The 26,018-nt window shown below is 64.2% G+C and carries 19 protein-coding genes and 4 pseudogenes; 11 read left to right on the top strand and 12 right to left on the bottom strand.

Annotated features, from left to right (window positions below; translation table 11 throughout):
- Positions 1-1,332 precede the first annotated feature (1,332 nt).
- Complete coding sequence (locus tag M6G65_RS15395) at positions 1,333-1,860, top strand: DUF4142 domain-containing protein (protein WP_238195289.1); 528 nt, start codon at positions 1,333-1,335, stop codon at positions 1,858-1,860.
- A 226-nt stretch (positions 1,861-2,086) separates the two neighbouring features.
- Positions 2,087-2,482 carry a response regulator gene (locus tag M6G65_RS15390; RefSeq protein ID WP_238195290.1) on the top strand — a complete coding sequence of 132 codons (396 nt, stop codon included), beginning with the start codon at positions 2,087-2,089 and terminating at the stop codon, positions 2,480-2,482.
- Between the two features lie 51 nt (positions 2,483-2,533).
- Here the strand turns inward: M6G65_RS15390 and M6G65_RS15385 are convergent, their stop codons facing one another.
- Both M6G65_RS15385 and M6G65_RS34010 read right to left on the bottom strand, forming a co-directional pair.
- A complete protein-coding gene (locus M6G65_RS15385) occupies positions 2,534-2,752 on the bottom strand; it encodes an OTU domain-containing protein (protein ID WP_238195291.1) in 219 nt (72 codons plus the stop codon).
- 461 nt (positions 2,753-3,213) lie between these two features.
- Positions 3,214-3,369 (bottom strand): hypothetical protein, encoded by a 156-nt coding sequence (locus M6G65_RS34010; protein WP_373323680.1) that lies wholly within the window; start codon positions 3,367-3,369, stop codon positions 3,214-3,216.
- Positions 3,370-5,442: 2,073 nt separating this feature from the next.
- Between M6G65_RS34010 and M6G65_RS15375 the strand changes: the two genes are divergently transcribed.
- The gene (locus M6G65_RS15375; RefSeq protein WP_238195292.1) at positions 5,443-6,816 is read left to right on the top strand and encodes a glycoside hydrolase 5 family protein; all 1,374 of its coding nucleotides are present in this window, start codon (positions 5,443-5,445) and stop codon (positions 6,814-6,816) included.
- Positions 6,817-6,879: 63 nt separating this feature from the next.
- On the opposite strand, the gene M6G65_RS15370 is transcribed toward M6G65_RS15375, so the two are convergent.
- Positions 6,880-7,233, bottom strand: a complete 354-nt coding sequence (locus tag M6G65_RS15370; RefSeq protein WP_238195293.1) for a DUF4267 domain-containing protein — start codon at positions 7,231-7,233, stop codon at positions 6,880-6,882.
- 175 nt (positions 7,234-7,408) lie between these two features.
- A complete protein-coding gene (locus M6G65_RS15365) occupies positions 7,409-8,272 on the bottom strand; it encodes an alpha/beta fold hydrolase (RefSeq protein ID WP_238195294.1) in 864 nt (287 codons plus the stop codon).
- Positions 8,273-8,451: 179 nt separating this feature from the next.
- On the opposite strand from M6G65_RS15365, the pseudogene M6G65_RS15360 reads away from it, so the two are divergent.
- A pseudogene (locus M6G65_RS15360) lies at positions 8,452-8,659 on the top strand (NADH-quinone oxidoreductase subunit D-related protein); the annotation flags it as partial.
- Between the two features lie 384 nt (positions 8,660-9,043).
- Here M6G65_RS15360 and M6G65_RS15350 read toward each other — a convergent pair.
- Entirely contained in the window at positions 9,044-10,126 is a 1,083-nt protein-coding gene (locus M6G65_RS15350) for an SDR family oxidoreductase (protein ID WP_238195295.1), read from the bottom strand.
- Positions 10,127-10,569: 443 nt separating this feature from the next.
- Here M6G65_RS15350 and M6G65_RS15345 point away from each other — a divergent pair, with 443 nt between their 5' ends.
- A complete protein-coding gene (locus M6G65_RS15345) occupies positions 10,570-12,159 on the top strand; it encodes a Na+/H+ antiporter (RefSeq protein WP_238195296.1) in 1,590 nt (529 codons plus the stop codon).
- 41 nt (positions 12,160-12,200) lie between these two features.
- Here M6G65_RS15345 and M6G65_RS15340 read toward each other — a convergent pair whose 3' ends face one another.
- The 4 genes and pseudogenes from M6G65_RS15340 to M6G65_RS15325 form a co-directional block, all read right to left on the bottom strand.
- Complete coding sequence (locus M6G65_RS15340; RefSeq protein ID WP_238195356.1) at positions 12,201-12,488, bottom strand: acyl-CoA thioesterase; 288 nt, start codon at positions 12,486-12,488, stop codon at positions 12,201-12,203.
- Between the two features lie 357 nt (positions 12,489-12,845).
- Positions 12,846-14,124, bottom strand: a pseudogene (locus tag M6G65_RS15335) (cytochrome P450).
- A gap of 21 nt (positions 14,125-14,145) precedes the next feature.
- Positions 14,146-15,435 carry an NAD(P)/FAD-dependent oxidoreductase gene (locus M6G65_RS15330; RefSeq protein ID WP_250104136.1) on the bottom strand — a complete coding sequence of 430 codons (1,290 nt, stop codon included), beginning with the start codon at positions 15,433-15,435 and terminating at the stop codon, positions 14,146-14,148.
- Complete coding sequence (locus tag M6G65_RS15325; protein WP_238195299.1) at positions 15,422-15,655, bottom strand: ferredoxin; 234 nt, start codon at positions 15,653-15,655, stop codon at positions 15,422-15,424. The genes M6G65_RS15330 and M6G65_RS15325 overlap by 14 nt, the downstream gene beginning before the upstream one ends.
- Positions 15,656-16,811: 1,156 nt before the next feature.
- On the opposite strand from M6G65_RS15325, the gene M6G65_RS15320 reads away from it, so the two are divergent.
- The 3 genes from M6G65_RS15320 (at position 16,812) to M6G65_RS15310 (ending at position 17,930) form a co-directional block, all read left to right on the top strand.
- Positions 16,812-17,135, top strand: coding sequence for a hypothetical protein (locus M6G65_RS15320; protein WP_238195300.1), 324 nt, complete (start codon positions 16,812-16,814; stop codon positions 17,133-17,135).
- 112 nt (positions 17,136-17,247) lie between these two features.
- Positions 17,248-17,433 (top strand): hypothetical protein, encoded by a 186-nt coding sequence (locus tag M6G65_RS15315; RefSeq protein ID WP_238195360.1) that lies wholly within the window; start codon positions 17,248-17,250, stop codon positions 17,431-17,433.
- 254 nt (positions 17,434-17,687) lie between these two features.
- A complete protein-coding gene (locus M6G65_RS15310; RefSeq protein ID WP_238195301.1) occupies positions 17,688-17,930 on the top strand; it encodes a PilZ domain-containing protein in 243 nt (80 codons plus the stop codon).
- 1,424 nt (positions 17,931-19,354) lie between these two features.
- On the opposite strand, the gene M6G65_RS15305 is transcribed toward M6G65_RS15310, so the two are convergent.
- Positions 19,355-19,921: a DUF1003 domain-containing protein gene (locus tag M6G65_RS15305; protein ID WP_238195357.1), complete on the bottom strand. Its 567-nt coding sequence runs from the start codon at positions 19,919-19,921 to the stop codon at positions 19,355-19,357.
- A 328-nt stretch (positions 19,922-20,249) separates the two neighbouring features.
- Positions 20,250-22,159, bottom strand: a pseudogene (locus tag M6G65_RS15300) (potassium transporter Kup).
- Positions 22,160-22,259: 100 nt separating this feature from the next.
- Here M6G65_RS15300 and M6G65_RS15295 point away from each other — a divergent pair.
- The 3 genes and pseudogenes from M6G65_RS15295 (at position 22,260) to M6G65_RS15285 (ending at position 25,161) form a co-directional block, all read left to right on the top strand.
- On the top strand, positions 22,260-22,592 hold the full coding sequence (locus tag M6G65_RS15295) for a hypothetical protein (RefSeq protein WP_238195303.1): 333 nt from the start codon (positions 22,260-22,262) through the stop codon (positions 22,590-22,592).
- Between the two features lie 550 nt (positions 22,593-23,142).
- A pseudogene (locus M6G65_RS15290) lies at positions 23,143-24,388 on the top strand (cation:proton antiporter).
- Positions 24,389-24,480: 92 nt separating this feature from the next.
- The gene (locus tag M6G65_RS15285; protein WP_238195305.1) at positions 24,481-25,161 is read left to right on the top strand and encodes a haloacid dehalogenase type II; all 681 of its coding nucleotides are present in this window, start codon (positions 24,481-24,483) and stop codon (positions 25,159-25,161) included.
- Between the two features lie 405 nt (positions 25,162-25,566).
- Here the strand turns inward: M6G65_RS15285 and M6G65_RS15280 are convergent, their stop codons facing one another.
- Positions 25,567-25,755: a hypothetical protein gene (locus M6G65_RS15280; RefSeq protein ID WP_238195306.1), complete on the bottom strand. Its 189-nt coding sequence runs from the start codon at positions 25,753-25,755 to the stop codon at positions 25,567-25,569.
- Positions 25,756-26,018 lie beyond the last annotated feature (263 nt).

Genomic DNA, 26,018 nt, shown 5'->3' with positions numbered 1-26,018 from the left:
GGAACTATTCGGCCGCGTGCGGGTCTACGAGGTGTCAATCCCCAGAACGAACCCTTTGCCCGCCCGGCTCGCCGCGGCGGGCTCTCTTTTGCTCGGGATCCCGCGCTCCTATCGCCTCGAGCAACTCGCGCCCGGCCGGCCTCACATACCAGAGGAGCCGGCCGTGGCGGCACCTCTTGGGCTACGGCGAGGAGCACGTGCCCGTGGAGTAGCTCTGGGTCAGCGACGGTGGTGCCGGTGATGACGACGATGCCGATGGTAGTAGCTCCGCCCCGGACCAGACCGTACCCCGGCGGTGCGGTCATTTGCTCGGGCCGCTTCAGTGCCACGATCAAGCCCACTGCCAGTGCCTCCACCCGAGGAGTCTTGGGCGAGTGCCGGAGCCGAGACGATCACGCCGAGCGTGAGTGCCATACCGGCCAGGATACCAACGAACCGTGTGCTCACGAAGACCTCACATGATGGATGCACTTGGGACGGGGAACCCCGCTGATCCACCTTGTTTCCCGACTCGATAGAGCGATCGCGAGCCGGCGAGCGGCTCGCGATCGCCCGGTTCGCCGCTGCGGGCTTTCTTGTGTCGGTTCCCTGTCCACCGCCAAGACGACGCGAGGAACGGGGGCAAACTGGCGCGTCGACTCGCATCAACATCCTATCAGTGCCTGCCCTGCCTCACCGCTGTTCATGTTCCTGCCACCCGATGAGCGCCGGATTTATCGGGACTGGGAGCCGCCCAAGCCTGAACCTGATCACGGCAAACGGTAAGGAAATGCCGCGATCGTGCTGATCTTATCAGTGTCCGTGCTCGCCTTGTTCGCGCCGATTGCGGGCGAAACGATCCCCGGGATGTTCGTGGCACTGGTTCAGTTTTGGGGAGGCGCGGGCTGATCCATATCGCGGCGAGCTAGCCCGCACCGTCGCCCCGGCCAGCCCAGTCGGCTCCTCGCCGCAGCTCCGGTTACCCGATAGGCTGTAGCAGATGCCAGAGGTCGGCCCCGAACCTGATGACGAGATCGAGCGCGATCAGCGCAAACATGCCCGCCTGGAATGTGCTGTCTCCTCGATCGTCTGGACCGCGAGGGGCGGGGTTCAGCAACCCGCTCTTCCTCCTCTTCCTCGGTGGCGCGAACGGGCTAACGATCTCCAAGGCCATTCTCCGGCTACGCAACACAGGCGGTGAGGAACGCCGACAGGTGACTGTTCGTGCCCAAGGTACGGCTCGCCAGCCTCTTGCGAGGCCAGTCACGCCGGACCACCGCGGTGGGCCAAATGTTTCGTGCGGAACGGCATCGGCGCTCCACAGTTTCCTGACACAAATCAGGAGGGACCGTTATGAAGAAGCTCACTACCTTAGCTATATGCCTGGTTTTGACGAGCCCAGCTCTCGCCGAGAGCGTGTCCGAGAAGACTGGTCTGAACTCGTTGGTTGGCGCCAGCCCGAATACGCAGGACTTCGTCACTGAGGCTGCTATCAGTGACATGTTCGAAATCCAGTCGAGCAAGCTTGCTCAGGAGAAGAAAGACACGAAGGTCAACGACTTCGCAAACAAGATGATTGCCGATCACACCACATCGAGCGAGACCATGAAAAACCTGGTTCAAAGTGGCAAGGTGAAGGCGGACATTCCGGGTTCTCTCGACAGCAAGCACCAGAGCATGCTCGATAAACTTAAGGGTTTGAACGGCGACGATTTCGAGAAGCAATACCGCTCCGATCAGATTTCGGGCCACAAGGATACGGTCGACCTGTACAGGCGCTACGCAAAGGGCGGCGATAACGCGGATCTGAAGGCGTTTGCGGAGAAGACGCTGCCGATCGTTGAGCACCACCAGAAGATGGCCGAGGATCTCGCCAAGTAAGGCCAACGGGCCTGGACGTACACTTGCCCTGTAGTACGTCAGCTCGGATCTCACTGGCGGAAACGCCAGTGAGCTCACTACCCGGGCGTACCGGGATCGGCACGGCAACGTCACCCAAATGGACCCCGCGCGGATCGGCCGGCAGCAGCCCGAGCCCGGTGCGATCGAGTGACACACAATCAGGGTCAGCTGCGTTGATGCCGCATTGGTTGTGCGGAGATCCTGAATGGCGGACGCCTTCACGCCGCGGCTTGCCGTGCTGATTGTCGAGGACGATCCCGTGCAGCTCATGGAAGCGGCTGCGGCGTTGCGGGATGCTGGGTACGAGGTCGCCGAGGCTTCGACAGTGGAGGCGGCTCAGGCCCACTTGGCGGCCCGTCCCGAGCTCGTGGCCATGGTTGCAGACGTCGACCTCGCCGGTGAGCCTTTGAGCGGCTTCACCCTGGCAAAAGCCGTGGCGGCGCGTTGGCCAGAGGTCGCGATCTTGATTGTGTCGGGAGTGGAGCGGCCGAGCGAGGAGCAGATGCCGATGGGAGCACGCTTCCTGCGTAAGCCGTTCGCGCTCGAAGGGCTCGCACAAGCACTTCGCGCCGTGCTGGCAGCGCGGGGGATTAGCTCGTAAGCCGACCGCCTGCGGCAATCGCGGGTCAGTCTGCCAGTACGGCCAGCGACATCAGGCGTCAGCGCTGGACCACCTGTCCAGCACTTCCGACCCGGCATGCAGCTCGACATGATGGCCGTGGGCGTCGTCGCGGGTCTTGCAGAGGTCAACCGCTGAGGCGAAGCGGGTCCGTGCAGCCACCTCGGTCTCGACATCCTCGGCGATCACCTGCTGCCCGTCACGGAATGTGAGCACGCGAAAGGGCGGTTGCTTCAGGTCATTGGCTTCCACGTGCTGGGTCTCCGATCACATCGTTGCACGTCAGCCAGCGCTATGGCCGCCCTTGGCGTTGTCGGGCCGGGGCATGTCCGGCCGGTTGTCGTACCCGCCGCTCTCAGGTGCCTCGCCAACATCGAGCATTAGGCGTCCTGGAGAGTGCGGGCCGCTGCAGCCCGCTTCCGGCGTGATGTTCTTGTTCTCACGCTGTAGTGGGGGCCTGCGATACGTGCCGAGGGCTTCGCGCGCCGCGTCTACGTCGTGTCCCATGCTGGCCTCCCTTTGCGTTGTGAGAGGAAGGCGTACGGACCACATGGGTTCCGGCAGGCTCGTCCGCTCGCCCCCGCCCCGAACTGCTCACGGGGCGGACGAGCGTCCGATCTCACCAGCGTGACCGAGCCGATACGCAACTTGGCTCGAAAGCACGATGGAGAGGCCTCGGTTACGGGCGCGTGTATGGCGCCCGTGCGTCGCGCTCAGTAGCCGTAGTACCCGTAGCCGTAAGGCCGGCGGTAGTAGCCGTACGGGGCGCCATAGTAGCCCACGGGGGCGTAGCCGTCGTAGCCGTAGCCGCCGTAGGGATAGCCGTACCCGCCAGCGAGGCCGTATCCGAGGGCGGCACCTGTGGCCAAGCCGAGGCCAAGTCCCAGGCCGCCGTAGCCGTATCCACGACCGTATCCGTAGCCGTAACGACCATACCCGCCGCGGAAGCCGCCGTACCCACCCCGAAAGCCTCCAAGGCCACCGCGGAACCCAGCGCCACGGAACCCGCCGCCAAAGCCGCCACCGTGGAAACCACCGCCGCCAAAGCCGCGTGCATCAACACCAGTCGGAACGAAAGCGAGCGCGGCCAGCACCGCCGTTGAGGCAAGAGCAAGACGTTTCATCAGGATCATCTCCTATCCAGAAGCGTGAAGCAAAAACCCGGTTTGCTGCACGCCGGATCCCGTCACGGGAAGCACAAGGCGTCGCAGATTTGTATCTTTGTGTTGCTGACGGACAGAAGAGCCCGACCAAGGAGAGATGATCCTGGGCCGGGCGAAACCAATGTCGAGCACCGTAAGGACGGTTCTGCTCGACACAGTTGCCGGGCCAACCGGTTGTACGGATCAGAGTTCCCCGCTGTCATCTGCTCGAGGGCGAGGACGCCTCAGGGTGCCGTTGCGCCGCGGATTTTACCGAGCCGGTGCCGTGGTGCTTCCTCCTGCGCCGACGCCAGGGCGTGCGGTTCCTGTTCCAGGTACCGCTGCGGCGCCAGCTGCAGGTGAGCGGGTGCTCGTACCCGTCGCCTCTTCGGTTGCCTTCTGCCCCTCGCTCTTCACGGAGCCCGGATTGTTCATATTGCCGGTTGCGCTCCCACCGCCGGCGGGCTGCTGAGCGTAAGCCGAGCCTGTCAGAGCAACGGCAAGAGCGGCCGCCAGGCCGAGAATCTTCGTGTTCATAGGCGTTTCCTCAATTGTCCCGTGTTCGGGATCGAGCACAAACGCCTGTCGAGCCCAAATTGTTCAACAGAGACTTGCCGGTGAGAACTGCGAGAATTGGCGACAGCTCACACCTAATTTACGTGGTGCTCCCGGCAGCAGATCGCACACACTGCCAGTGCAGCGGCCACGGTGTTCGCGGACCATCGCCCGGCTGTGGGAGAAGGCCGAGGCGACCGCCAATGATGCAGCTGCTCTGTTGGCCGCAGGGTGCTGGCAGGACGAGGCGGCGCTTCGCGAGGCTCTCGCCGGGCTTAGAGGGAAGCTGGCGGTCCTTGGGCTGCGCATATGCATGCGGAAAGCCGGCCTGCGGGTTGCGAGTTTGAAGGTGGCGTGAGGCCCGCCCTCTGAGGAGCGGGCCGTCTGCCTTAGTTGAACGAACCTACCGCTGGTAGATCACGGTCTGCCGAAGGGCGGCGCTTGGAAATCTGAACACGTGGTAGCCGCGCCATTGCATCCGCATACCCAGGTGCGACGGCCGCGGGCACGAGAGCGATGCGCGCAGCTGCACGGTCTTTCAAATTCGACATGGGGTACTCCGTAAAGCGCAGGGTCGAGCCCTACGTGCGCTGCAACAGATATGGGGTGCGATGCGATAAGCCGCTGCTGCTTGCGGCGTTGTGTCAGCGCCGTGTGGATCCGATCTTTCCAACGAGAGCAGCCGATGCAGATTTGAACGCGAGCACGGCTAAGTCATTGATAGGAAAGAGGACGTGAGGTTGGTGTGCTAGTACTGCGCTATCTCGCAATTGGGGTGCCCGTCCTCGTTCCGCTCCTTACACGCGAGGCGGTAGCAATGCTCGATGGTGCACTTCTTGAGGTTCCCGCGGTCACGCGGGCATGCCGTCGATCTCTGTCTGATCTGCTGCAATAGTCATTCGTTCGGAGGCCCTAGGGTCGACGCGTTGGCCGTCTCATTCGCCTCCAGCGCGCACGATCGCTTCCGCCCGGCGGCATCCGGCCTGCAGGCCAGATCCCAGGTAGCGGCATCACGAGCTCTCCAGAATGCCACACTGTCTTTGGCATGGGCTCGCTACGAGCCTGTGGCCCCTGTAGTGACGTCGGATGCACGAGCACGATCCCCGCGCCTACCATTTCGCTCTCAGTTCCTCACACGGCGCAGCGCCTCTCCTCACCTCCGATGATGGAGAACTCTCGGGCGCAGACGGCGCCGGGCATCAGAAGTCCGACCCGCTACCTTGGATCCGAGTTGCCGAACCTGGTGTGCCCTACTTCATGACGGAGACCGGCGAGCCCTGGACGCCGATTGGTCAGAACGACGCAATCAGCTGGGACGAGTTGGCCGGCCTCTTCCGACGACGCGACTTGCCTGGAGTTGAGGCACACCTTCGGTACCTCGTTGATCACGGCGTCACGTGCCTGCGCCTCATGCTGGAATATGCACAGGTGCGCCACCGCTACATCGAGCGCCCGCTCGGCCAGTTTGTGCCGGCAATGGTCCGCCTTTGGGATGATCTCTTCGGCCTGTGTGGGAAGGTGGGCTTGCGCATCCTGCTCACCCCCTTCGACACCTTCTGGATGTGGCTCCACTGGCGCCATCACCCCTACAACCAGCGCAACGGCGGGCCGCTGGCCAATCCCTCCCGCTTCCTCCTGGACGAGGCTGTTCGGGGCGCGATCAAGAACCGCCTCACGTTCGCTGTCGAGCGCTGGGGCGGTTCGGGCGTGCTGTTCGGCTGGGATCTCTGGAATGAAATCCACCCCGCACACGCGGAGGGCTGCGCCGACGGCTTCCTGCCCTTCATCGCGGACCTAAGCCAGCACGTCCGCGCCCTGGAGACGAAGCTCTACGGACGCAGTCATCCCCAGACAGTGTCCCTGTTCGGACCCGAACTCGTGTGGCGTCCGCACCTGCCTTTGGCAGAGCCGATCTTCCGCCATCCCGATCTCGATTTTGCGACGATCCATATCTACGCCGAGGGCACGATCGACGATCCGCGCAACACCGTGGACCCTGCCATCGCCATGGGGCGGATCGTTCGCGAGAGCCTCGCTGCGATCCACGACGGCCGGCCGTTTCTCGACACGGAGCACGGTCCGATCCACAGCTTCAAGGACCGGCATGTCACCCTGCCCGAGCCGTTCGACGACGAGTACTTCCGCCACCTGCAATGGGCACATCTGGCCAGCGGCGGGGCTGGCGGCGGGATGCGTTGGCCAAACCGCCATCCACATCGCCTGAGCAACGGGATGCGGGCAGCTCAGCGCAGCCTTGCCGGTTTCCTGCCGTTGATCGACTGGCACCGCTTCCGGCGGCGCAACCTCAGTGAGGAGGTTGACGTCGAAGTGCCGGGAGTCAGGGCTTTTGCCTGCGGAGATGCGGATCAAGCGGTTGTCTGGTGCCTGCGCACGGATGCACTGGCGGCGAACGGGCAGGTGCGTCATGACGCGCCCCCGGTCTCCGGCCGACTGTCGCTTCCCTGTCTGCGAACCGGGCGCTACGCCGTCACCGCGTGGAACACGGAGGCGGGCCACCCACGCGGAACGAATACGGCAATCGCGCACGCTTCTGCGGGACTGCAGGTCGTCCTGCCGCCTTTGATCACGGACGTGGCGCTGGCAATTCGGCGGATCTGATTTCTAGCAGCCCGGTCCGCAGGCACGCTCTCCATGTGTCCCGCCAGCGGCCGCTCGCGGGACTCATGCACGTTTCGCGCTCAGAGATATCAAAGCTGCAATGAGGACCAGACCGGCTCCGCTCACCCCGTGCAGTGCGATCTGCCAGAAGGTTGCGGAATCGGACATCCAGACGAGGATGACGTCGCAGAAGGGAATGAACACGCTCGCCATCAACACCAGGCACACGGCTCGGCGCGTCGAGAAGCAGGCGAGGCCGGCTAGGTAGAGAGCCAGGGCCACATCGCGAAAGCCGATGGCTCGCAGGTAGCCCGCCGGGACGCCGCTCGGCGCCGGGATGCCGAAGATAGCAGCACCGGCGGACGGAGAGACGATGAACAAGCCACCGAGGCAGAGGAACACGGCAGCCAGAGCCATCACAGCCCACATTCCCGGTTCTGACCAGGAGAGATGTTGCTCAACCAAATCTGGATTTCCGCTCATTTGCGGGCCTGTAGCCGCAGGCCAGCGTTGGATCCCTGATCAGCGCGGAACTCGGATTCTGTCCAACGATCCGGCCCAAGTACGAGGTGCAGGCCGAACCGAGCGAGCATTATGAACCGAGAAAGCTGGTCAGCGCGGCGCTGACGCGGTCCGGCTCTTCATGGTGCAACCAGTGTGTTGCGGCCGGCAACCACTCGATCCTGCCCTGCGTGCAGAGGCTGAGGCTTTCCGCGGCGAGACGCGGGCTTAGCGCCGGATCTTTCCTTCCCCACACGATCAGGGTCGGTGCATCGATCGGCGCGCGTTCGGAGCGGTCCTTCAAGCGCAGCGCGCGATACCAGTTCAGCATCCCGGTCAGAGCACCGGGCTGTGCCCACGCTTCACAGTAGCGGTTCAGATCGGCGTGGCTGAACGTACCGGCCTTGCTCGTCAAACGAAGCGCCTGGCGCATGGCCAGGAAGTTGGCCGCTCGGAGGCCAGCTTCCGGCAGCCAAGGCACCTGGAAAGCCCCAAAGTAGAAGACCCGGAGTGCCTGAGTGGGGTGGCGGCGAGCGTAGCTCGCGAGCACATCCGGATGGGGGGCATTCAGGATGACAAGGCGCCGAACGCGCTCCGGAGATCGCGAGGCGAGCCACCATCCGACGATGCCGCCCCAGTCATGCCCCACCACGTCGAACGTGCTCGCCCCGTAACTGTCAGCGAGTGCGATCACGTCGTCTGCCACACGATCCAGGTGGTAGGCAGCAATGTCCACCGGCTTGCTGCTGAGGTTGTACCCGCGCTGGTCTGGAGCAACGACGTGCAGGCCTGCTCGTGCGAGCGCGTCGATCTGATGACGCCAGCCGAACCAGAACTCCGGAAAGCCATGAAGTAGGATGGTGAGTGCACCATCCTTCGGCCCAGCCGAAGCGACGTTGAGCGTAACCTCGGGAAGACGGACGAGAGAGAGGCTGGGTTCGCTCTGGAGCGACATCACCGCATTCCGGCAACAAGGGAGGGCACTCCTGGAACACAGTGAGCGTGCAGCGGGATCCTGGGACGCGCCGGTTGCTCTCCCGCGGGCCGCAGGGTGCCAGAACCGACACCAACTGCATGAAGACTGCATTTGGCAGGGGCAGAGGCCAGTTCAGCAAGCTTCGAGCCGGTCCGGCCGAGGCCTACGTGGCGACCGAGGCGCCGAAGGGCGAGTTCAGCATTCATCTCGTGTCCGACGGGATGACCCGGGCCTTGCGCTGTAAGATCTGATCCCTGCTTCGCGCATCTTTAGGCGATGGACTGGCTATGTCGCGGTCACCTACGGGCCGATGTGTTCTGCGTGCCCGGCACGCTCGACATCATCTTCGGCGAAGTAGACCGCTGACCAGCGGAACGAGGTGTCAGGCCAGCATCGGACAATAAGTTGCTGTCTTCGACGTTCGACGGTTCAGATGAGGCTAGCGAATGAGCGAAGATCCAGCAGCCGATGATGCGGCGGACCCGGTGATTTCGCACGATCAGATCCGGGAGTGCGCCTACGACTTGTGGGACCGAAACACCGGCCTATCGGGTATCAACTGGAGTTTTGGCTCATGGACGAGCGCGAGTTGAGGGCAGAGTGGAGGATTAACCTCGAACACGATGCGGGACCTGCGAGAGATGACGCCAGCCGCTCGAGAACACGAGATGACGCCCGACAACCCAGTTAGATTCCACGTCAATCCGGACTGGCAGCCGTCGCGGTCATGAAGCGCATATACGGCTGATCTCAGCCAACGAGACGTGCAGCTTGCTCTCGCTCAGGTAGACGCCTTGTGGGAGCATGACGACGCCGGTCCACGCCAAACCGGTAGCCGAGCGCTGTCAGGCCGGCTGCGCTTGAAAGAGCGAAAGCAGCGATCAAAATGCGTGCTGACGTTTCCGAAATTGAAAACACTCTTGAGCGGGACTGTTCGCCGAAACGGCCTTCTGCGCCAGGGTCGCCCGCAGGCGCCTCAAACAGGTTATCGGGCCGAGGGTAGGCTGCTTCACCCGTCATCTGACCGGTCCAGGCTCGGCGCGCCATCAGGCGATCCAGTACACGCGGAGCCGCCATGTTGCCCAGAACCGCCTGGATCGTGGGACCTCCTACCCAGAGCTCACGCGGTGCCTCGATCGCAGCACGGACGATCGCCTCTGCGACTGGTGCAGGATTGTGGATTGGGGGCACGGGCTGCAGCCGCTGGGGAAGATGGCTGCGCGCCCAAGCAAACTGCGGTGTATTGACCGCTGGCAGTTGGACCATGGTGAGACGAATACGACTGCGCTCATGCAGGAGCTCACTCCGCAAAGAGTCCGTGAAGCCACGCACAGCAGCTTTCGCAGCGCAGTAGGCGGATTGCAGTGGGATAGACCGATAGGCCAGAGCTGACCCGATCTGCACGATCGTTCCGCGGTTGCGCCTCCGCATGTGCTGCAGGGCCGCGAGCGTGCCGTACACCTGGCCGAGGTATGTTACCTCCGTGACACGTTTGACTTCTTCGGGGCTGATCGCGGCGACCGGTGCATAGACCGTCACCATGGCGCTGTTCACCCAGAAATCAATTCGGCCAAAGGCGCCGACAACCTGTGCTGCCGCAGCCTCAAGCGCTTCAGCGTCGGACACGTCGGCCTGCAGGACGATCGCGCGTCCACCAGCGCGTTCGACCTCGCGCGACGCGCTTTCTAATCGGTCGCGCCCTCGAGCAATTAGGCCTACGGACCAGCCACGGCGGGCGAAAGCGACTGCCACCGCGCGTCCGACCCCGGCGGAGGCACCGGTGACCACAACAACCGGCTGCGTTCCGCTCGTCGCGCTAACACCATCATACATCGGCGACATTCCGTCTGGGGTAAGAGCGGAGCTGATCAGCTGCCCAGGACCCGCCGCCGGCAAAGAGCTAAATTCGCGGCGAGGCTAAGTGTCAGGTCTCACAGAAACCGACCTGCGACAAAGGCGGTTCCTGGCTGGTGGTATCGGACATTAGGTAGCGCAGGATGCGGCCATCCCCCTGTTGGCCAATCAACGTCATCCCGCTCACCGACACGCAGGCAGCTGATTTTGGTTCGAAGCGCTCAGGCGGCCGCCTACCGATCCACCCGTCTTGCGCCTTTGCCGTGGCCTCGGTTGAGGATCACTGGCGGCAAACCGCTCGATGCGCGACGGAGTGCTCCGAAGAGTTGCTGCACATCGCCCTGTGCGGACGCGAACATCGAGCAAGTCGAACGGTTGAACCCCGCGAGGGGAGGTGAGCTTCCTCGCGCGGAGACGCTCGTGTGGAGATCTTTGAAACCCTCCTAGCCCTGCTCGCGGCCTGCGTCGTTCTAGCCCTCGTCGCACGCCGTCTTCAGGTCCCTCTCGCGGTCGTCCTCGTCCTAGGCGGGATGGCCCTCGCACTGATCCCGGGCCTGCCTACCGTCACCCTCGACCCACAACTCGCGCTTGTCCTGTTCTTGCCTCCCTTGCTTCAGGCAAGTGCCTACAGGACCGATTGGCCGGCCTTCCGCTTCAACCTGCGTCCAATCCTGTTCCTCGCGCTTGGTGCCGTCCTGTTCACGGCCGCGGCTGTGGCGGTCACCGCGAAGTTCCTGGTGCCGGACCTGCCCTGGGCCGCCGCCATCGCGCTGGGGGCAATCGTAGCCCCGCCCGATGCGGTTGCGGCCGCGTCAGTGCTGAAGAACTTTCGTATAACAAAGCGGCTCGTCGTCATCCTGGAAGGCGAGAGCCTGCTCAACGACGCATCGTCGCTCGTCCTCTACCGTTTCGCCGTCGCCGCGACGCTGGCTGGCGAAGTCTCGCTTGGCCAAGCCTCCCTCTCGTTCCTATTCGCGGCCGCGGGCGGCACGTTGATCGGCTACGTCGTCGGCCGCATCGCGATGTGGATCTTTAGTCACCTTGAGGATACCCTGCTCGACATCCTCGTCTCATTTCTGGCGGGCTTCGCAGCCTACCTCGCGGCGGAGCAGGTCCATGCCTCGGGCGTACTCGCGGCGGTCACCTGCGGCCTCGTACTCGGCCAGAAGCAGCACGCGGCTTTCACCGCCCGGACCCGTCTCGAGTCGGGTGCGGTCTGGAGCTTTGTCGAGTTCGTCCTGACCGCCCTGGTCTTTGTACTCATCGGCCTACAGTTGCGCGGAATCGGGGAACGTCTCGGCCAGTACGAGTTCCGCCATCTCGCGATCTTGGGCTTGGCGGTGTCCGCTGCCCTCATCGTCAGCCGGTTCATCTGGGTCTTCCCGGCTCTCTGGCTGCCGCGTGCGTTATCGCGCAGCCTGCGGGAGCAAGATCCGATGCCCCCGTGGAGCCACGCCACAATCCTGTCGTGGGCTGGAATGCGTGGCGTCGTGAGCTTAGCTGCCGGCTTGGCTCTTCCGGTCAACTTCCCCGGACGCGACCTCATCCTGTTCCTAGCTTTCTGCGCTATCCTCGCCACGCTGGTGATCCAAGGCACGACCCTCGGTCCCCTGATCCGCTATTACGGTCTGAGCGAGCCAGAAGACCGTGTGACCAATCCGGCAGTCACGCCGCAGGCAATCGAAGCGCGCAGCAAGACCACGGTCGCCGCGATGGCTGCCGTCACCGACAAGCTGGAGGATCTCGGTCCGGAGCAGGCCGCGGCCGCCGAGGACCTGCTCCGCGAGTTGCGCCAGCGTGCCAAGCGTGCCGCTCATGCGAGCGAGGAGAGCGGTATCGGCGTGGAACGTTTATCTGCGAGGCTCGACCTGCGACTGACAGCCATCGAGGCGGCGCGGACGAAGCTACTGGCCGATCACAGGGATGACCTCGAGCACGAGGAGCTGTCCGTACTCATGGCCGAGCTCGATCTAGAAGAGCAGCAAATTAGGATTGCGATGGGCGAGAGGTAGCGGCTGTCTCAATCACATGCCACCAGGATGTGCGCGCTGGCCTAGCTCTGATTTATTCCGCGCAGAGAACGAGGTTTGCCGTCGTCGTCCAGCGCCACGGAGGTGAGCACGCCTTCGGTCACCTTCTCCGGGTTTCTGCCGCTTCGTTCCCGAACCCAGATCTCGACCTTAACCGCCAGTGACGTCTCACCTTCTTCATGCAGCGTACAATAGCAGCTGACCTCATCGCCGACTGAGATCGGACGCAGGAAGCGCATCGCATCGATGCTGACCGTGACGACGCGACCCTGTGCGCGCTGAGCGACGAAGGTACCCCCGGCCAGATCCATCTGCGACACGGTTCACCTTCCGAAGATGGCGCCACTCGCGTTCATATCGCGTGGCATTGCGATGGAACCTAGGTGCGGACCACCAGGGACGTTCGGGATTTGATCACTCATGAGCCACACATCCCGTCGTCGAAGCGCTAGGTCTGTGGCCCCGTTAAAGGCAAACCATCGTCGTGGGCGAGCAGACCTGCCGGATCCCGGTACGTGGCGATGCAGCTTGCCTGCTTCAGCTCCTCGGCCGACCAGCCGACACTGAGCAGCCCGATTGTGCGCACACTGGCCATCCGCGTAGCCTCAGCATCGTAAGAGGTATCACCGATGACGATGGCGTCCGTTGATCCGAGACACTGACGCCCGCTAACGGACCTCCTCGATCTCCACCCGCAAACGCTCCGGTCCGCGCAGGGTTGCTGGGCGGCGATAGGGCGGAGGATCTTCGATCAAGCGGGGAGCCTTCAGGCGGCGTGCTAGCGCAGTGAGCGCGGCCTCAGCCTCAAACCGGCCTAAGGGGGCTCCGACGCAGTAGTGCAGCCCCCCCGAAGCCGAGGTGGCGCGTGCCGACGCGATCCGGGTCAAACCTATCCGGGTCGGGAAACGCGGCCGGGTCGCGATTGCCGGCGGCGAGCATCAGGACGACGGCCTCACCTTCGGGGATCGTAGTGCCGGCGATATCGATGGCGCTGAGGGTCTTGCGGCTGACGAGTTGCACAGGGGGATCGTAGCGCATCACCTCCTCGACCACGCGCGGGGCACGGCCGGGTTCGGCGCGCAGGCGCTCCAACTCGTCCGGGTGGCGCATCAGCGTGAGCCAGGCGTTGCCGATCAGGTTCACCGCGGTCTCGTGGCCGGCGACGAGGATCAGGATCGCGGTCGAAATCAGGTCGAGGTCGCCCATCCTGTAGCCATCAGGCGTGGCGTGATTGGCCAACCCTGAGAGTAGGTCGTCGCGCGGCTGGCGACGCTTCTCAGCTACGAGGTCGGCGAGGTAATCCGAGATGGCGTCGAAGGTCCGGGCGTTTTCGATGCGGGTCTCTTCGCTGACGACAACACCGGGCTCGACCGCCGTAGCGAGCTGGCTCGACCAGTCGTGGAAATTCGCCTCGTCCCCCTCCGGTACGCCGAACAACTCGCAGATTACCGCGACAGGAAGGGGGTAGGCGAGGTCGGCGACGATATCGATCTCGTGCGAGCCGACCTTGCGGTCCAGCATCTCGCTGACCAGCCGCTCCGAGCGGGCGCGCATCGCCTGCACGCGAGCGGGGGTGAACTGATGAACGGTGGCAGCGCGCAGGAGATCGTGCGCGGGCGGGTCGCGGAACAGGAACGGCTGGTGACTGTCGGTGATCCGGTTCTTGACCGGATTGACGAGGTAGTCCGTAACCGGGTTGCCGGTGGACGGGCGCTTCGTCGGCGGCTGGGTCTCGACGCTGAGACGCGGGTCGTTCTGCAAGCGCATGACGGCGTCGTGGCTGGCTGCCACCCACACGCCCCGTGCTTTGTCGCCCGAAGCGCCGTCAATCTGCCCCCCGTCGTTCTGGCACGAGACCGGAGTCTGCCGCAGGCGGGCGTACAGCGGGTACGGGTCGGCGCGGTTGGAGAAGTCCTTGATCTGGCTGAGGAGGGTTGCGTCGGCCATGTCGAGTCCGGTGCCTACGCGTCAGGAAAAGCCAGGCGCCAGGATGGCAAGTGCGCCACCTCGGTCGATCACTGTCTCTTCGGGTGGGAAGGGTGCAGCTGCTGCAATCCGCTCTGCGTAGGCCGGCAGCCAGCGCCCGCAATCGACCGACACGGCCGCGATACACCGTCCCTCTCGGCCGTAGAGCGCGAGGAAGCGGCCTGTGGCTGGATCGCCCTGGGCGATCGTCATCGCGTCCGCCCCCTCGGTCAGCCCGACTGACTTGAGCGTGACGCCCGCCTGCCCTGACCAGAAAGCCGGCAGCGCAGCGTAGTTCCGTTCGGGCTTATCCCCGGCGAGCAGGCGACCGGCATGCACGCCCTGCGCGACCGCATGGCCCCAGTGCTCTACCGCGATGCGGTGTCCGCCGTAGAGCGGGTGGGGGAAACGCGCCACGTCGCCCGCCGCCGCGATCGCGGTGTCGGGGCAGCCATCTTCACCGAGTACGTAACCGTCTGCGTCACAGTCGACGCCGCCCGCGTCGAACGACAGACCGGATCCGTAGAGCCACTCGGTGTTGCGCACTGCGCCGAGCGCCATCACCGCAATGTCCGCCGCGATGGCCGTGCCATCGGCGAGGTGCGCGCGCATGAACCGGCCATTTGCCTCCTCCAGCCACTCGACCTCGCCACCCAGGCGCAGGTCGACGCCGCGAGCCTCGTGCATTGCGCCGACGATCGCTCCAATATACCGGCCGAGCACACGGGCGAGCGGCGCCGGGCCGGGCTGGACCAGGGTCACGGGTAGGCTGAGTTGCCGGCATGCGCTGGCTACCTCGCAGCCGATCAGGCCACCGCCGATCACCAGCACGCGTTTTGGGCCGGAAGTAAGCGCCTTGCGCAAAGCAATTGCGTCGTCGCGGCCGCGCAGGGTGTAGACCCCCGCGAGCCTGCCCTCGTGTGGGTTCGGCCAGGGCCGGGCGCGGGTGCCGGTGGCGATCAGCAGGCGGTCGTAGGGCAGCGCTGTGCCGTCCGCGAGGTGAACCAGGCGGTCTGCGCGATTGAGGCGCACAGCCGGGATGCCGAGGTGCCAGTCAACGTCCTCACCGAAGCTGCTCGGCAGGGTGGTGGCGTCAGGGGCGATCTGACCGGTCAGTACATGCTTTGAGAGCGGCGGCCGGTCGTAGGGACGGTAGGGCTCGGCCCCGACGATCGTGAGGGTGCCAGAGAAGCCTGTATCGCGCATCGCTTCGGCCCCGCGCAGGGCTGCAAGGCCGGCACCGACCACCAACGCACGGCTGGGCTGGCCATGTCCCATCTCATGCGCCTTCATGGCTTTTGTCTTCGACCCGGATCGCCTGAACGGGACAGGCGATCCGTGCCCGTTCGATGTCGGCGCGATCCCGCGCTCCGGGCGCGGGGTCGTAGAACAGCGCCTCGGGCCCCTCGATACGGAAGTGCTGTGGCGCTGCGTAGCAGCACTGAGCGTAGGCTTGGCAGAGGTTGAGATCGACGCTCACGCGAAGACCGGGCTGCGGGGCCGGAGAAGACATAGCTCAGCAACCAAGCCGAAGTGCACCAGTTCCGCTTGGCGGCGGACGCCGTCCAGTCCACGCAGCGCGAAGGCCGAAGCTCGACCGAGCATCAGCTTTCGGAACGACCGCGCGCCAGCAGCCGCGGCGGCCTGGACGACAACACTTGGCCGCAAGCAGAATGACCGCTTCGGAGAAGGCCGGCCGCAAAAGCGGATGCGCGGCTTCCGACCTAACCGAGCCGGCCGGGGCGCCGTCGGCTCTTACTGAAAGCAGCCGTCCGGTAACTCCGGCTATGCGCGGGAGCGGGCTTTCGCGCGGCGCCGGAAATCAGACGGTTCGCCTCGAACCCAAGCTGGTCGTGCAGGTTGCTGCCAGCCCCGCCCGAAAGCAGACGTCAGCCCGGTTTGGAAATTCACCTCCAAGCAGGCGAGTTGGGTCGCCGGCCGCGCATCCGCCGTAGCGGCCGAGCTCAAGAAGGCGGTCCGACAGACGCAGGCGCTGCCAAACGAACAGGGTGAGGGGAGCTGAGGGCGCTGGTATCTTGGTACAGGTCACGTCGTTTGTATGCTTATATGAAGATATACTGCTGAAGTAGGACGAATGTTGCGAGAACCGCGCGGTCATCACGGCGTTTAATTCGAACGCGGTAACCGCATAGCCGCACTGGCAGCCCCAAAAGGCCAGGCGGTGAGGAGAACGCTCATGCCTACAAGGGTTAGACGCGTTGAACTCGCTCAAGCCGCTCTCGACGCTTATCTCCACGCCGAGGGCGCAGACCGACGTTGGACTGGTGGCGTGCCCGCTTGTGAGGTCGTGGACCTGATTACCGACCTGTTACTTTTCGCGAAGGAAAAGGGACACGATCCCTGCTCAGTGCTCGGCAGGGCCAAGAGGCACCTGCAAGCTGAAGCGGGGGAGCGTTGTTGACGGCTCTGCCGCTCGTCTGAGTGGTGATAAGGCGGATGAAAGGCGGGCGCGCTCGTGCGAGCGTGCCCGCCTTATGCCTTACTTGTCTGTCGGGACGCCCTCGCGCTCATCACCGGCCTGACCCGGCTTCAGGCTGACCGCTACGGGGCGGCTATCTCGAGGCAGCACTGATCCGTCCGTCAAAAGCCCTATGAGGATCCGCAACCCTCGATTCATCGTTTCTCCATAAAATCTTGGAGGAACGTCGATGCTGAGAGGCTGCTGGCTTCATGAAACCCCGCAAGGGGTGTTCCGTATCGAATGGACCCGGATCGGCTTCGCCGTCATCTTCGAGCAGGATCTGCTCGGCTGTTATGAGAAGGCCACCATCGCACTGACGCGGCTGATCGAGGGTGAAACCCAGAAACCTCGCTGCGGATTGGACGTCCTGCACCTTGGCCTGCCACCTTCCCTGATCAGCTGGACCTTCTGCCCAGCCGGGGATGAGAGATCCTGGTCGCGGTCGGTATCGCCCCTATCAAGCCACTCCGTAGACGCCATAGCCGAATCCGGAGAGGCCGCGCGCGGTTGAGGATAAGCTGCGCACGCACCCCACCGCACGAAGTCATTCGCGCCGGCTACGGCCGCGCGATGGTTGAACCGGCTAGGTGCGCCGCTCGTTCTCCTCCCGACAGGAGGTCCTTATGAGCGCGCGTATCTACCCGGACGTGAACACCAGCTCGGCGAGCAGCGGGGCCGCCAACCGGCCGATCCACCGCCTGGGTGAGGACGTAGACACCGGCGACCAGCTCGCCAGCCCGGTTCTACTCGGCATGGCCGTAGCTGGCGCGGTCGTGGCACTTCTGCTGGTCTGGCTGGTGATCGGCTAGAGGCGACAAAGAAGCCCGCCGCGGCGGACCGGGCGGGCTGAAGGTGGAGTCGTCCCGTGAATGCCACGTAGACCCGCCGACGGCTGATCAGTTCCCGAGCGGGATCTTAACAGATGTCGGGTGCCAGACTTGTCCGTGGCTGCCAGCGCCACAGACCGGCGCCCAACGGTTCCGCAAGGCGTGGCATCCGGTTGCACCCTTTCCGTCCTGTTAAGGTGAAGGGCGTTAGCTCGTTCGTCCAAAGGCGATGGACGATGGACAACAGGCGAGAGACAACTCGGCGCCGCGTGCTACTTGCCGGCAAGGTCATGCTTCCCGGCGGTGGCGTGATCGACTGCACCCTGCGGGATCGCTCTGAGGGCGGGGCGCGGATCAAGGTGCTGAGCGTGATCGGCATCCCGGACGAGTTCCGGCTGCTCGTCGAGGCGACCGGCGAAATGGTCCAAGCCAAGGTCGTGTGGCGCAGACCCAATGAGATAGGCCTACGCGTTCTCTGACGCGCAACAAAGAAGCCTGCGGTGGCAAACCGGGCGGGCTGATACTTGTCTGGGACAGCTCAGCGCTCACGGTGATGCGGAAGCGTAGGAACGCGCGAGAACACCTCCTCGCACTTCGTTCCGAGGCTGCTCCGCATGAGGTTTCTCGCCCAGATCCTACGCCCGTCGTTCATCAGCTCAACGGCCTTCGGTTCGAGGCTCTTTCGCGCAAGCTTTCATGACCTTCATGAAGGGGTACTCTACCTCCCGGCTGCACGACTTTCTGGCCTGGAGGATTATCCCGTAGTTTTCGATTTTCTTGGGCAGTTATCGCCCGACCATTAGGACGATATAGATCCAGCAAGCATCAGCCTTGCGAAAACTGACCGTCGAAGCACTTCCAACTACCGTACATCCAAGTATTGACAGCAGGCGCTCGCGCCAACGAAAGCCCGCCGCAGCAGGGCCGCGACGGGCACTCTCTCGTTTTGGGACGCCGTAGAGACGTCGGCCGGCGCAAAAGGGTTCCAGACAATTCGGCGAGCTCAGGCGCCTCTGCCAAGCTCCTGGCACCGTTCACTATCCGTCTCAGATCTCGAAGAGGAACGAGGAGAACGGGCGATGGCGCGGCGGGCCGTGTTCGTGAAGGCTGAGGAAACGCACCTCCTTGAGGAAGCCCAGCGCCGGCGCGAGCAGTGCGTCATGGCCCTAACCCGCGCCAACCCTCAGGGGCCACTTCATAAGGCCGTTGCGCAGGTTGTGGACACGATCGACGGCGTGGCCGAGGTTGGGGTCGGCGATCGGAAGCGTTTCCATCAGATCAGCCCGCGGACGCCCAGACCGGATCTGCCGCCAGGTAAGTGGCGAACTGTGGCGTAAGGTGGCCGTGACGGAAACGCTCTGCGGGTTGGACTCACCAATCGAAGAATGAATCCAGGCCGGGCATAAGAAATGCCACCGTTACGAAGGCGCCGAGCGCGCCCGACGCCATGACAGCTATTTCCACCGCGCCGCCCTCCGGATCGCTTGTGCGCAATCAACTCGGGTGAGCAGCAGAAGGTTTCAGGTTGCCGGCTCACCAGCGGATAAAACGGTCGAGAGCTGGCAGCGTGGCAACGATGATCGCGACTGCGCCAATCGCTGCGGCGAGCATGACGACGAGCGCAAGGGACATAGGCGCTCAGCTCCCCTCTGGCTGAGTGGCAGTTGTGGAACTAAACGGATTGGGACGCAAAGCGCGCTGTGTGACAGAATGACCTCGTCGTCGGCCTCGACACGTTTACTGAACAGCGGGGGCCCAGATACGCGATTGTCCCTCGTTTTAGTGCGGAGGACCGAGGTCGGGTGCAGCCTCGATTGCTGAGCAGCTTACGGAGAAGGCTTCGACGGCGAGAGGGCGTGAGTGCGCTGGCGATTGCCCGACCGAACAGTGCGGGTAGGAGGCCTCACGAGCCGCCACTCCGCTCGATCTGGTCGAGCACAGCGTCAGGGGCGACATCCTGTTGAAGTTCGTCAACCTCGCCGTCCGCCTTGGTCTCAAGGCCGAGATGGTCCGTGATTGCAGAGACCATGGTCACCAGCTTGGTCACCTCGTGCTCAGCCAGAAGACTGATGTGCAGGTCAAGGTCAGCGCGCTTGTCAGCGGCGGCCGCCATGCGGTTCTGACTGATCAGCACGAAGGTCGAGAGGAAAATCGCCTCGACGGAAGCCGAGGTGCCGAGGATCACAAACGACTCGTCCCACTTTGGCAGCAGCGTCAGCAGACCCGTGTTCACGAGAACCCAAAAGCCGAACAGCATCACATGCAGGTAGACGAAGGCCATGCTGCCAGTGAAGCGCGTGATCGCCTCGGCGACACGCTCCTGCAGCGATGCCCGTCGCTCCTCATGGCTGCGGCGCTCTCGGAGCGTCTGGATGTTGCGCCTGAGCGCCGGCGACAATCCGCTCGGCTGTGGCGGCGGGAAGGTCGGTTTCGGAATCCGGCGCACATTACGCTCAGATTGAACGACCATCAGCGTGTGCCCCATCAGGATCCTCACCGTTCAACCCTGCCGGCGCCATACCTGATCCCATTGCGGAGGCCGCCCCTTGGGTCTGCCTGGTTTGGAAGGAGATCGCCGAGCGGGTGTCACGTCAACTTTTGAACGTTGCCGCAGACGGAATAGACGATCAGGCGCGGGATACGGCCGACCGCGCAGACATTCACAGGATCCGGAGCACGTTCAGCCTCAACCGGGTTGGCAAACTGGTTTACCGCCTGGCAGCCGAAGAGACGGAGTACACGACAGCCGCGAACGTACCCGCGCCGTTACCCAAGATCACCCGCTCCGCCATCCGGGATCAGATGTCGATTCGTGCCCCGATCTCGACGGCGCGGTCAGCCGGTATGCGAAAGTAACGGGACGCATCTGTCGCCGCCAGGGCCATCGCGATGTAGAGCCGATCCTGCCACACGGGCATGCCGGTCTCAGGCGAGGCCACTAGGACCCGTCGCGTCAGGAAATACGATAGGTTAACCGTGTCGAAGCCGGCCGCGGCCAGAGCGGTCGGCAAGTCGGGCAGCTCCATGAAGCCGAAGCGCAGCGTCACGTAGGAGAAAGCATCCGAGAGCCGCCTGACCGTAACACGATCCGGCTCCGGCACCCGCGGCAGGTCGTCCGTGACCACGTGCAGGATGAGATTGCGGGCGTGCAGCACGTGGTTATGCTTCACATTGTGCATCAAGGCCCCGGGCGCGTCATCGGGAGAGCCCGTCAGGAACACGGCCGTTCCTGGCGCCCGCAGGATTGAGCCGGTCTCGGCCATCCGCGCAAAGTCGGAGAGAGGTACGCGCCGTCGGTGGATCTCGGCGGCGATCAGCGCCGAGCCACGTCTCCAGGTCCACATGGCGGTGACCAGGCCGGCCCCAATGGTCAACGGCACCCAGCCCCCATGGAGAAGCTTCAGCGCGTTGGCCGAGAGGAACACCAACTCGGCGAGCAGGAAGGGGGCGATGACGAGTGCCGCAAGGGCGGGCGACCAGCGCCAGAACCGCCAGGCGACGACGAAGACCAGTGTTGCCGTGATCACCATGTCGCCCGTGACCGCGATGCCATAGGCCGCTGCCAGCGCACTCGGCGACTTGAACAGCACCGCTAGGAACACCACGGCGGCGAGCAGCCACCAGTTCACCCGCGGAATGTAGATCTGTCCCTTCTCGGTCTCGGAGGTGCGCTGGACCCGCATGCGTGGCAACAAACCGAGTTGCATGGCCTGCTGCGTGATCGAGAAGGTGCCGGTGATCACGGCCGGCTGGCGATGATGGTCGCCACGGTGGCGAGCAGGATCATCGGCAGCAGAGCCCAGGACGGGTAGAGCAGGAAGAACGGGTTCTCGATCCGATCGGGGTGGGCCAGCAGCATGGCGCCCTGACCGAGGTAGTTGAGGGCGAGCGCCGGCAGAACGAGGCCGAGCCACGCCGTCCGGATAGGCGAGCGACCGAAATGGCCCATGTCGGCGTAGAGCGCCTCGGCGCCGGTCACGGCCAGGAATACGGCGCCGAGCGCCAAGAGGCCGGCCGTGCCGTGGGTCAGGAGGAAGGCGATGCCGTGGGCCGGGTTGAAGGCTGCCAAAATGCTTGGGTTCTCGACCAGATGGCTGAGGCCGCCGAGAGCCATGACGAGAAACCAGAAGGCTGTGATCGGCCCGAAGAAGGTCGCGACGCGTGCCGTGCCGTGGCTCTGGACGGTGAAAAGGCCGATCAGGATGGCGAGGCTGAGCGGCAGGACATAGGGGTCGAAGGCAGGGGTGGCGAGCTTCAGACCCTCGACGGCGGAGAGCACAGAGATAGCCGGGGTGATGATGGCGTCGCCGTAGAACAGTGAAATGCCGACCATGCCGAGCACGAGCACGAACCCGCCGGAACGGCCGAGGGCGCGCTGCGCGAGGGCCACGAGCGAGGGAGTGCCGCCCTCGCCGTCGTTGTCGGCGCGCATCACGATGAACACGTACTTGAGCGTCACGATGAGGATCAGCGCCCAGAGGATGAGGGAGACCACGCCGAAGACCATCTCGCGCGTGGGGGCCTGCCCCCCACTGGCGGCGTGCAGCGACTCCTTCAGGGCGTAGAGCGGGCTGGTTCCAATGTCGCCGTAGACGACACCGACGGAGCCGAGGGTCAGCGCCCAGAAGGTGGTCTTGGAACCGTGGCCGGTCTCGCTTGGCAGCAGTGTCTGCACCGCCGGGAATTCGGTTTGGGCACCTGCGGGCATCTGCGGCCTCCTCCGGCCCACACTCAGGCAACCTGAAGGGCCAAGATTTCCAACGGACAACGGGCCAGGAACGTTCGCGCACTCTGCAGGGCTATAGATTTTGCCCGATCTCGTGAGTCGATCAGGCAATGCTCTCGGCCAGCAGCTCCAGGCCTCGGACTGTGGCGACGGCGAACCTTGGAAGAAGGACAACGGTCGGGCGGCCGAGTGCCTCCAAGCGCCCGAGCGGTTCCGAGGAGATCATGCGGTATCCGGTATCATGAGAAAGCTGGCCGAGGCCGGTTGCGGAGCGGTGAACGGTTCACCTGAAGATGGCAACCACACCACCAGCTATGAGGCCGGCCACCAGAACGACGAAAGGAGCGTGTTCGAACCCGGCATATTCAAGGAGTTTCACAGACAATGCCGCCACAAGGACCACGCTCAATCCTAGCGTGAGCGGCGGCAACCTCACTTCAAACGGCCAGGGTAGAGCACCGTGGATACCTCCGGCTTCAGTGTTTTGAGCCGTAATCCGGAACCACAGTGCTGCCGAACAACCCGGGGACCAACACCGGGATAACGCTACTTCCGTTCGGCTCCGCCCCGCCTCAGGCGCTCGCCTGCCAGACACTCGCGCATGTAGGCGTCACGTAAGTCGGCAGCCATTTTCAGTTCATCGGCCCTGGTATGGCAAACCTGCTCCTCGCTCTGCTTAGACGCCTCCTGCGCGAAGACCCCGGATGCGGTGCCTAGAACGATGGCGCCGGAAAAGGCGAGTGATAACAGCGGATACATTGCTACCTCTCCGAGAGCATTCGGCCAACGGTGAGGACGGATGCAGGTTCCAGTGTGCCGCTCCAGCCCGGGCATGCCTCGCTCCATCTGCTATCGTGCCAAGTGTCCAGCGATCTGACGGCCTCGATGCACGTTGCCCATCCGAGATGCCCGTCCAGCAATCTCGATTTCTCCCTCACTCCCATGAGTGAAGCCGAGGAAACCGCGTGCTCTCCATCTTCGACCTTGCCGCTCTGCTCCTGACCCTCTCGGCCCTGTTTGGCTGGCTCAACCGCCGCTTCGTCCGCCTACCGCACTCCATCGGCCTGCTCATCCTCGGCCTCCTGGCTTCGCTGCTGCTCGTCCTTCTCGACCTCCTGTTCCCCGCACAGCACCTCTATGAGGAGCTCACGCGAGCGCTCCAGCAGATCGACTTCACCCAGGTGGTGATGAACGGGATGCTGGCCTTCCTGCTCTTTGCCGGTGCGCTCAACCTCAACTTGGAAGCCATGCGCGAACGCGCTTGGCCCATTGCCCTCCTGGCGCTCGTTGCGACCGTGATTTCGACCGCGGTCGTGGGTGCGGGGCTCTGGGGCGCGGCGCAGGCCATAGGGCGTCCGCTCCCGCTATCGTGGGCCCTGGTGTTCGGCGCCCTGATCAGCCCCACCGACCCTGTCGCGGTCCTCAGTACGCTCAAGAATGTGGACGTGCCCAAAGCCCTGGAGATCGAGATGCAGGGCGAGGCCCTGTTCAACGACGGCGTCGGTGTCGTGCTGTTCACGATCCTGCTCGGCTACGCGGCCGGAGCTGGAGGGCGAGCATGGGACCGGCGAGGTGGTGCGGTTATTGGTGCAGGAGGCTGCTGGCGGCCTGCTCCTGGGCGTGATCACCGGCTACATCGCTTATCGCGCAATGCGGGCGGTCGGCGACTTCCCGGTTGAGGTTCTGATCACCCTGGCTCTCGTCGCCGGCACCTATGCGGTCGCGCAGAAGCTCGGGACCAGCGGTCCGCTCGCCGTTGTCGCCGCTGGCCTGCTTGTTGGCGATCGCGCGCCGCGCGACGCCATGAGCCAGCGCACGCAGGGCTACGTGTCCGCCCTCTGGACCTTGGTCGGCGAGGTGCTGAACTCAGTCCTGTTCCTCCTGATCGGTCTTGAGGTGCTGGTCCTGCGGTTTGAGGTGTCTGCGATCATCCTGGCTGCGGCCGCGGTTCCGATTGTGCTGGCGGCCAGAGCCATAGCTGTCGCGATGCCCCTTCTTCTGGTCCGGTGGACTGACCTGTTCTCGGCGCGCAACCTGCCGTTCCTGACCTGGGCCGGCGTGCGTGGGGGCATCTCGGTAGCCCTGGCGCTCTCGCTGCCCGAGGTGCCGGACAAGCCAGCGATCCTGGCCGCTACTTACGCGGTCGTGCTCTTCACCATCATCGTGCAGGGCTCGACGCTCGGCATAGTTGCACGTCGCACTCTCCGCTGACGAGGCAGTTTCCGCTGGTTCACACGTTCGTATCGGCAGATGCACTGTCGCGCCATGCTCGACAGCCGGTGATAACATAAAGGACGGCGTCCATGACACGACCCAAGGTCATCGCGTTCGACATCAACGAGACGGTATTTTCTTTGGAAAGCATCCGTCCGCGGCTCATCGCTCTCGGCCTGCCGGCAACAGCGCTGGAGGTGTGGTTCGCCTCAGCCCTGCGAGACGCGTTTGCCATCGCGATCACGGACCGCTTCGCGCCATTTCGCTCGGTGCTGGACGGGGCGCTTGCCTCCTTGCTGTCCACCCATGGTCTGTCCGGCAATCCCGAGCAAATAGCGGGCGTACTGGACGGCATGACTGAGCTTGAGCCACACGCCGACGCCCTTGCGGCTTTCACTGTGCTGAGGAGTCAGGGCTTTCGCGTGATCGCATTGAGCAACAGCGCGACCGCATCGACCGAGAAGCTGCTCCGCCGCTCCGGCTTGGACCCGTATGTCGAGGCTGTGCTCTCGGTTGATGAGGTACAGCGCTCCAAGCCAAGGCCGGAGGTGTACCGCTACGCGGCAGCAGAAGCGGGCGTCACGCTTGATCAGCTTGCTCTCGTGGCAACCCATGCGTGGGACACGCACGGAGCCAAGGCTGTGGGCCTGACAACCGGCTTCGTAGCGCGCGGACAGACCTACCCGAACGTGCTGCTCCCGCCTGACGTTGAGGGTCAAACCCTACTCGACGTGGCGCATGGCCTCGCGAATTTGCAGCCGCATCCATAAGCGAGGGGCATTGGCCCGCTGCCAAACTGTCGTCCAGCTCTCAAGCCAGGCACGGTCACCGGGATGGGCTTAAGCGTCAGCTGCAGTGAGCAGTGTTTCCCGAGCGACCTCGCGAGAGCCATGGTCGGGGGAGACGCCGTAATTCCCGCCAAAGCTCAGCATGGCTGAGCACGAACTCGCCACGACCGCGTAGGCTCGATGGCCAACCTCTCACACGTCGGCCAGTGACTATGGCCCGTAAGCCGGAACCGCTCGCGCCAAGCCGCCAAACCGGTCGAGGAGCCTGTCTCGCCACTTTAGAACAGGATCTCCTTGTTCGAGTAGCGCAAACGGACTGATGCAGCGCGCCCACTGAATGGGTCCAAACAGGGCCTAGTCCGCGTAGAGCGGCTCAGAACCTCCAAATTACGGCTGTGTTTTGAGCGTGGCGCGCAAGGCGGACAGGCTTTTCCGGAACGCCGGCTGGGCAAACCGGGCCGCGGCCGCGGCGCCGATGCCCATCGCGGCCCCCGTGACGACCGCGACGCGACCCGGGGCGATGATCGAAGCTGTCATGGTTTCTTTCATGGCGGTTGCGGTCGGTTCCATGGACATCAGATTCGCCTTCAGACCGGTCTCCGCCGTGCCGCTCCGGTTGACGGAGCGGTGAGCCGGCCTCAGCGATTGGATGGTCTGCCACCTATCGGCGCTCGACGGCGTAGCAGAGGTGGATCCCGCCGTTCCGGCGGACCTCGCACGAGTCCACGTCGCAGACCTGCGCGGCGTGCGGTGTGGTCGATGTGAGGAGCCGCGAGAGCCAGCGCGCTCCGTCTGCATCCATTGCGGCCACGAGGACCACGCGACGTCAACGCGACGAT

This window comes from Methylobacterium tardum, assembly GCF_023546765.1.
GTDB lineage: Bacteria > Pseudomonadota > Alphaproteobacteria > Rhizobiales > Beijerinckiaceae > Methylobacterium > Methylobacterium tardum.
Note: the sequence above shows the minus strand (reverse complement) of the source record. Positions and strands in the feature narration are given on the sequence as shown.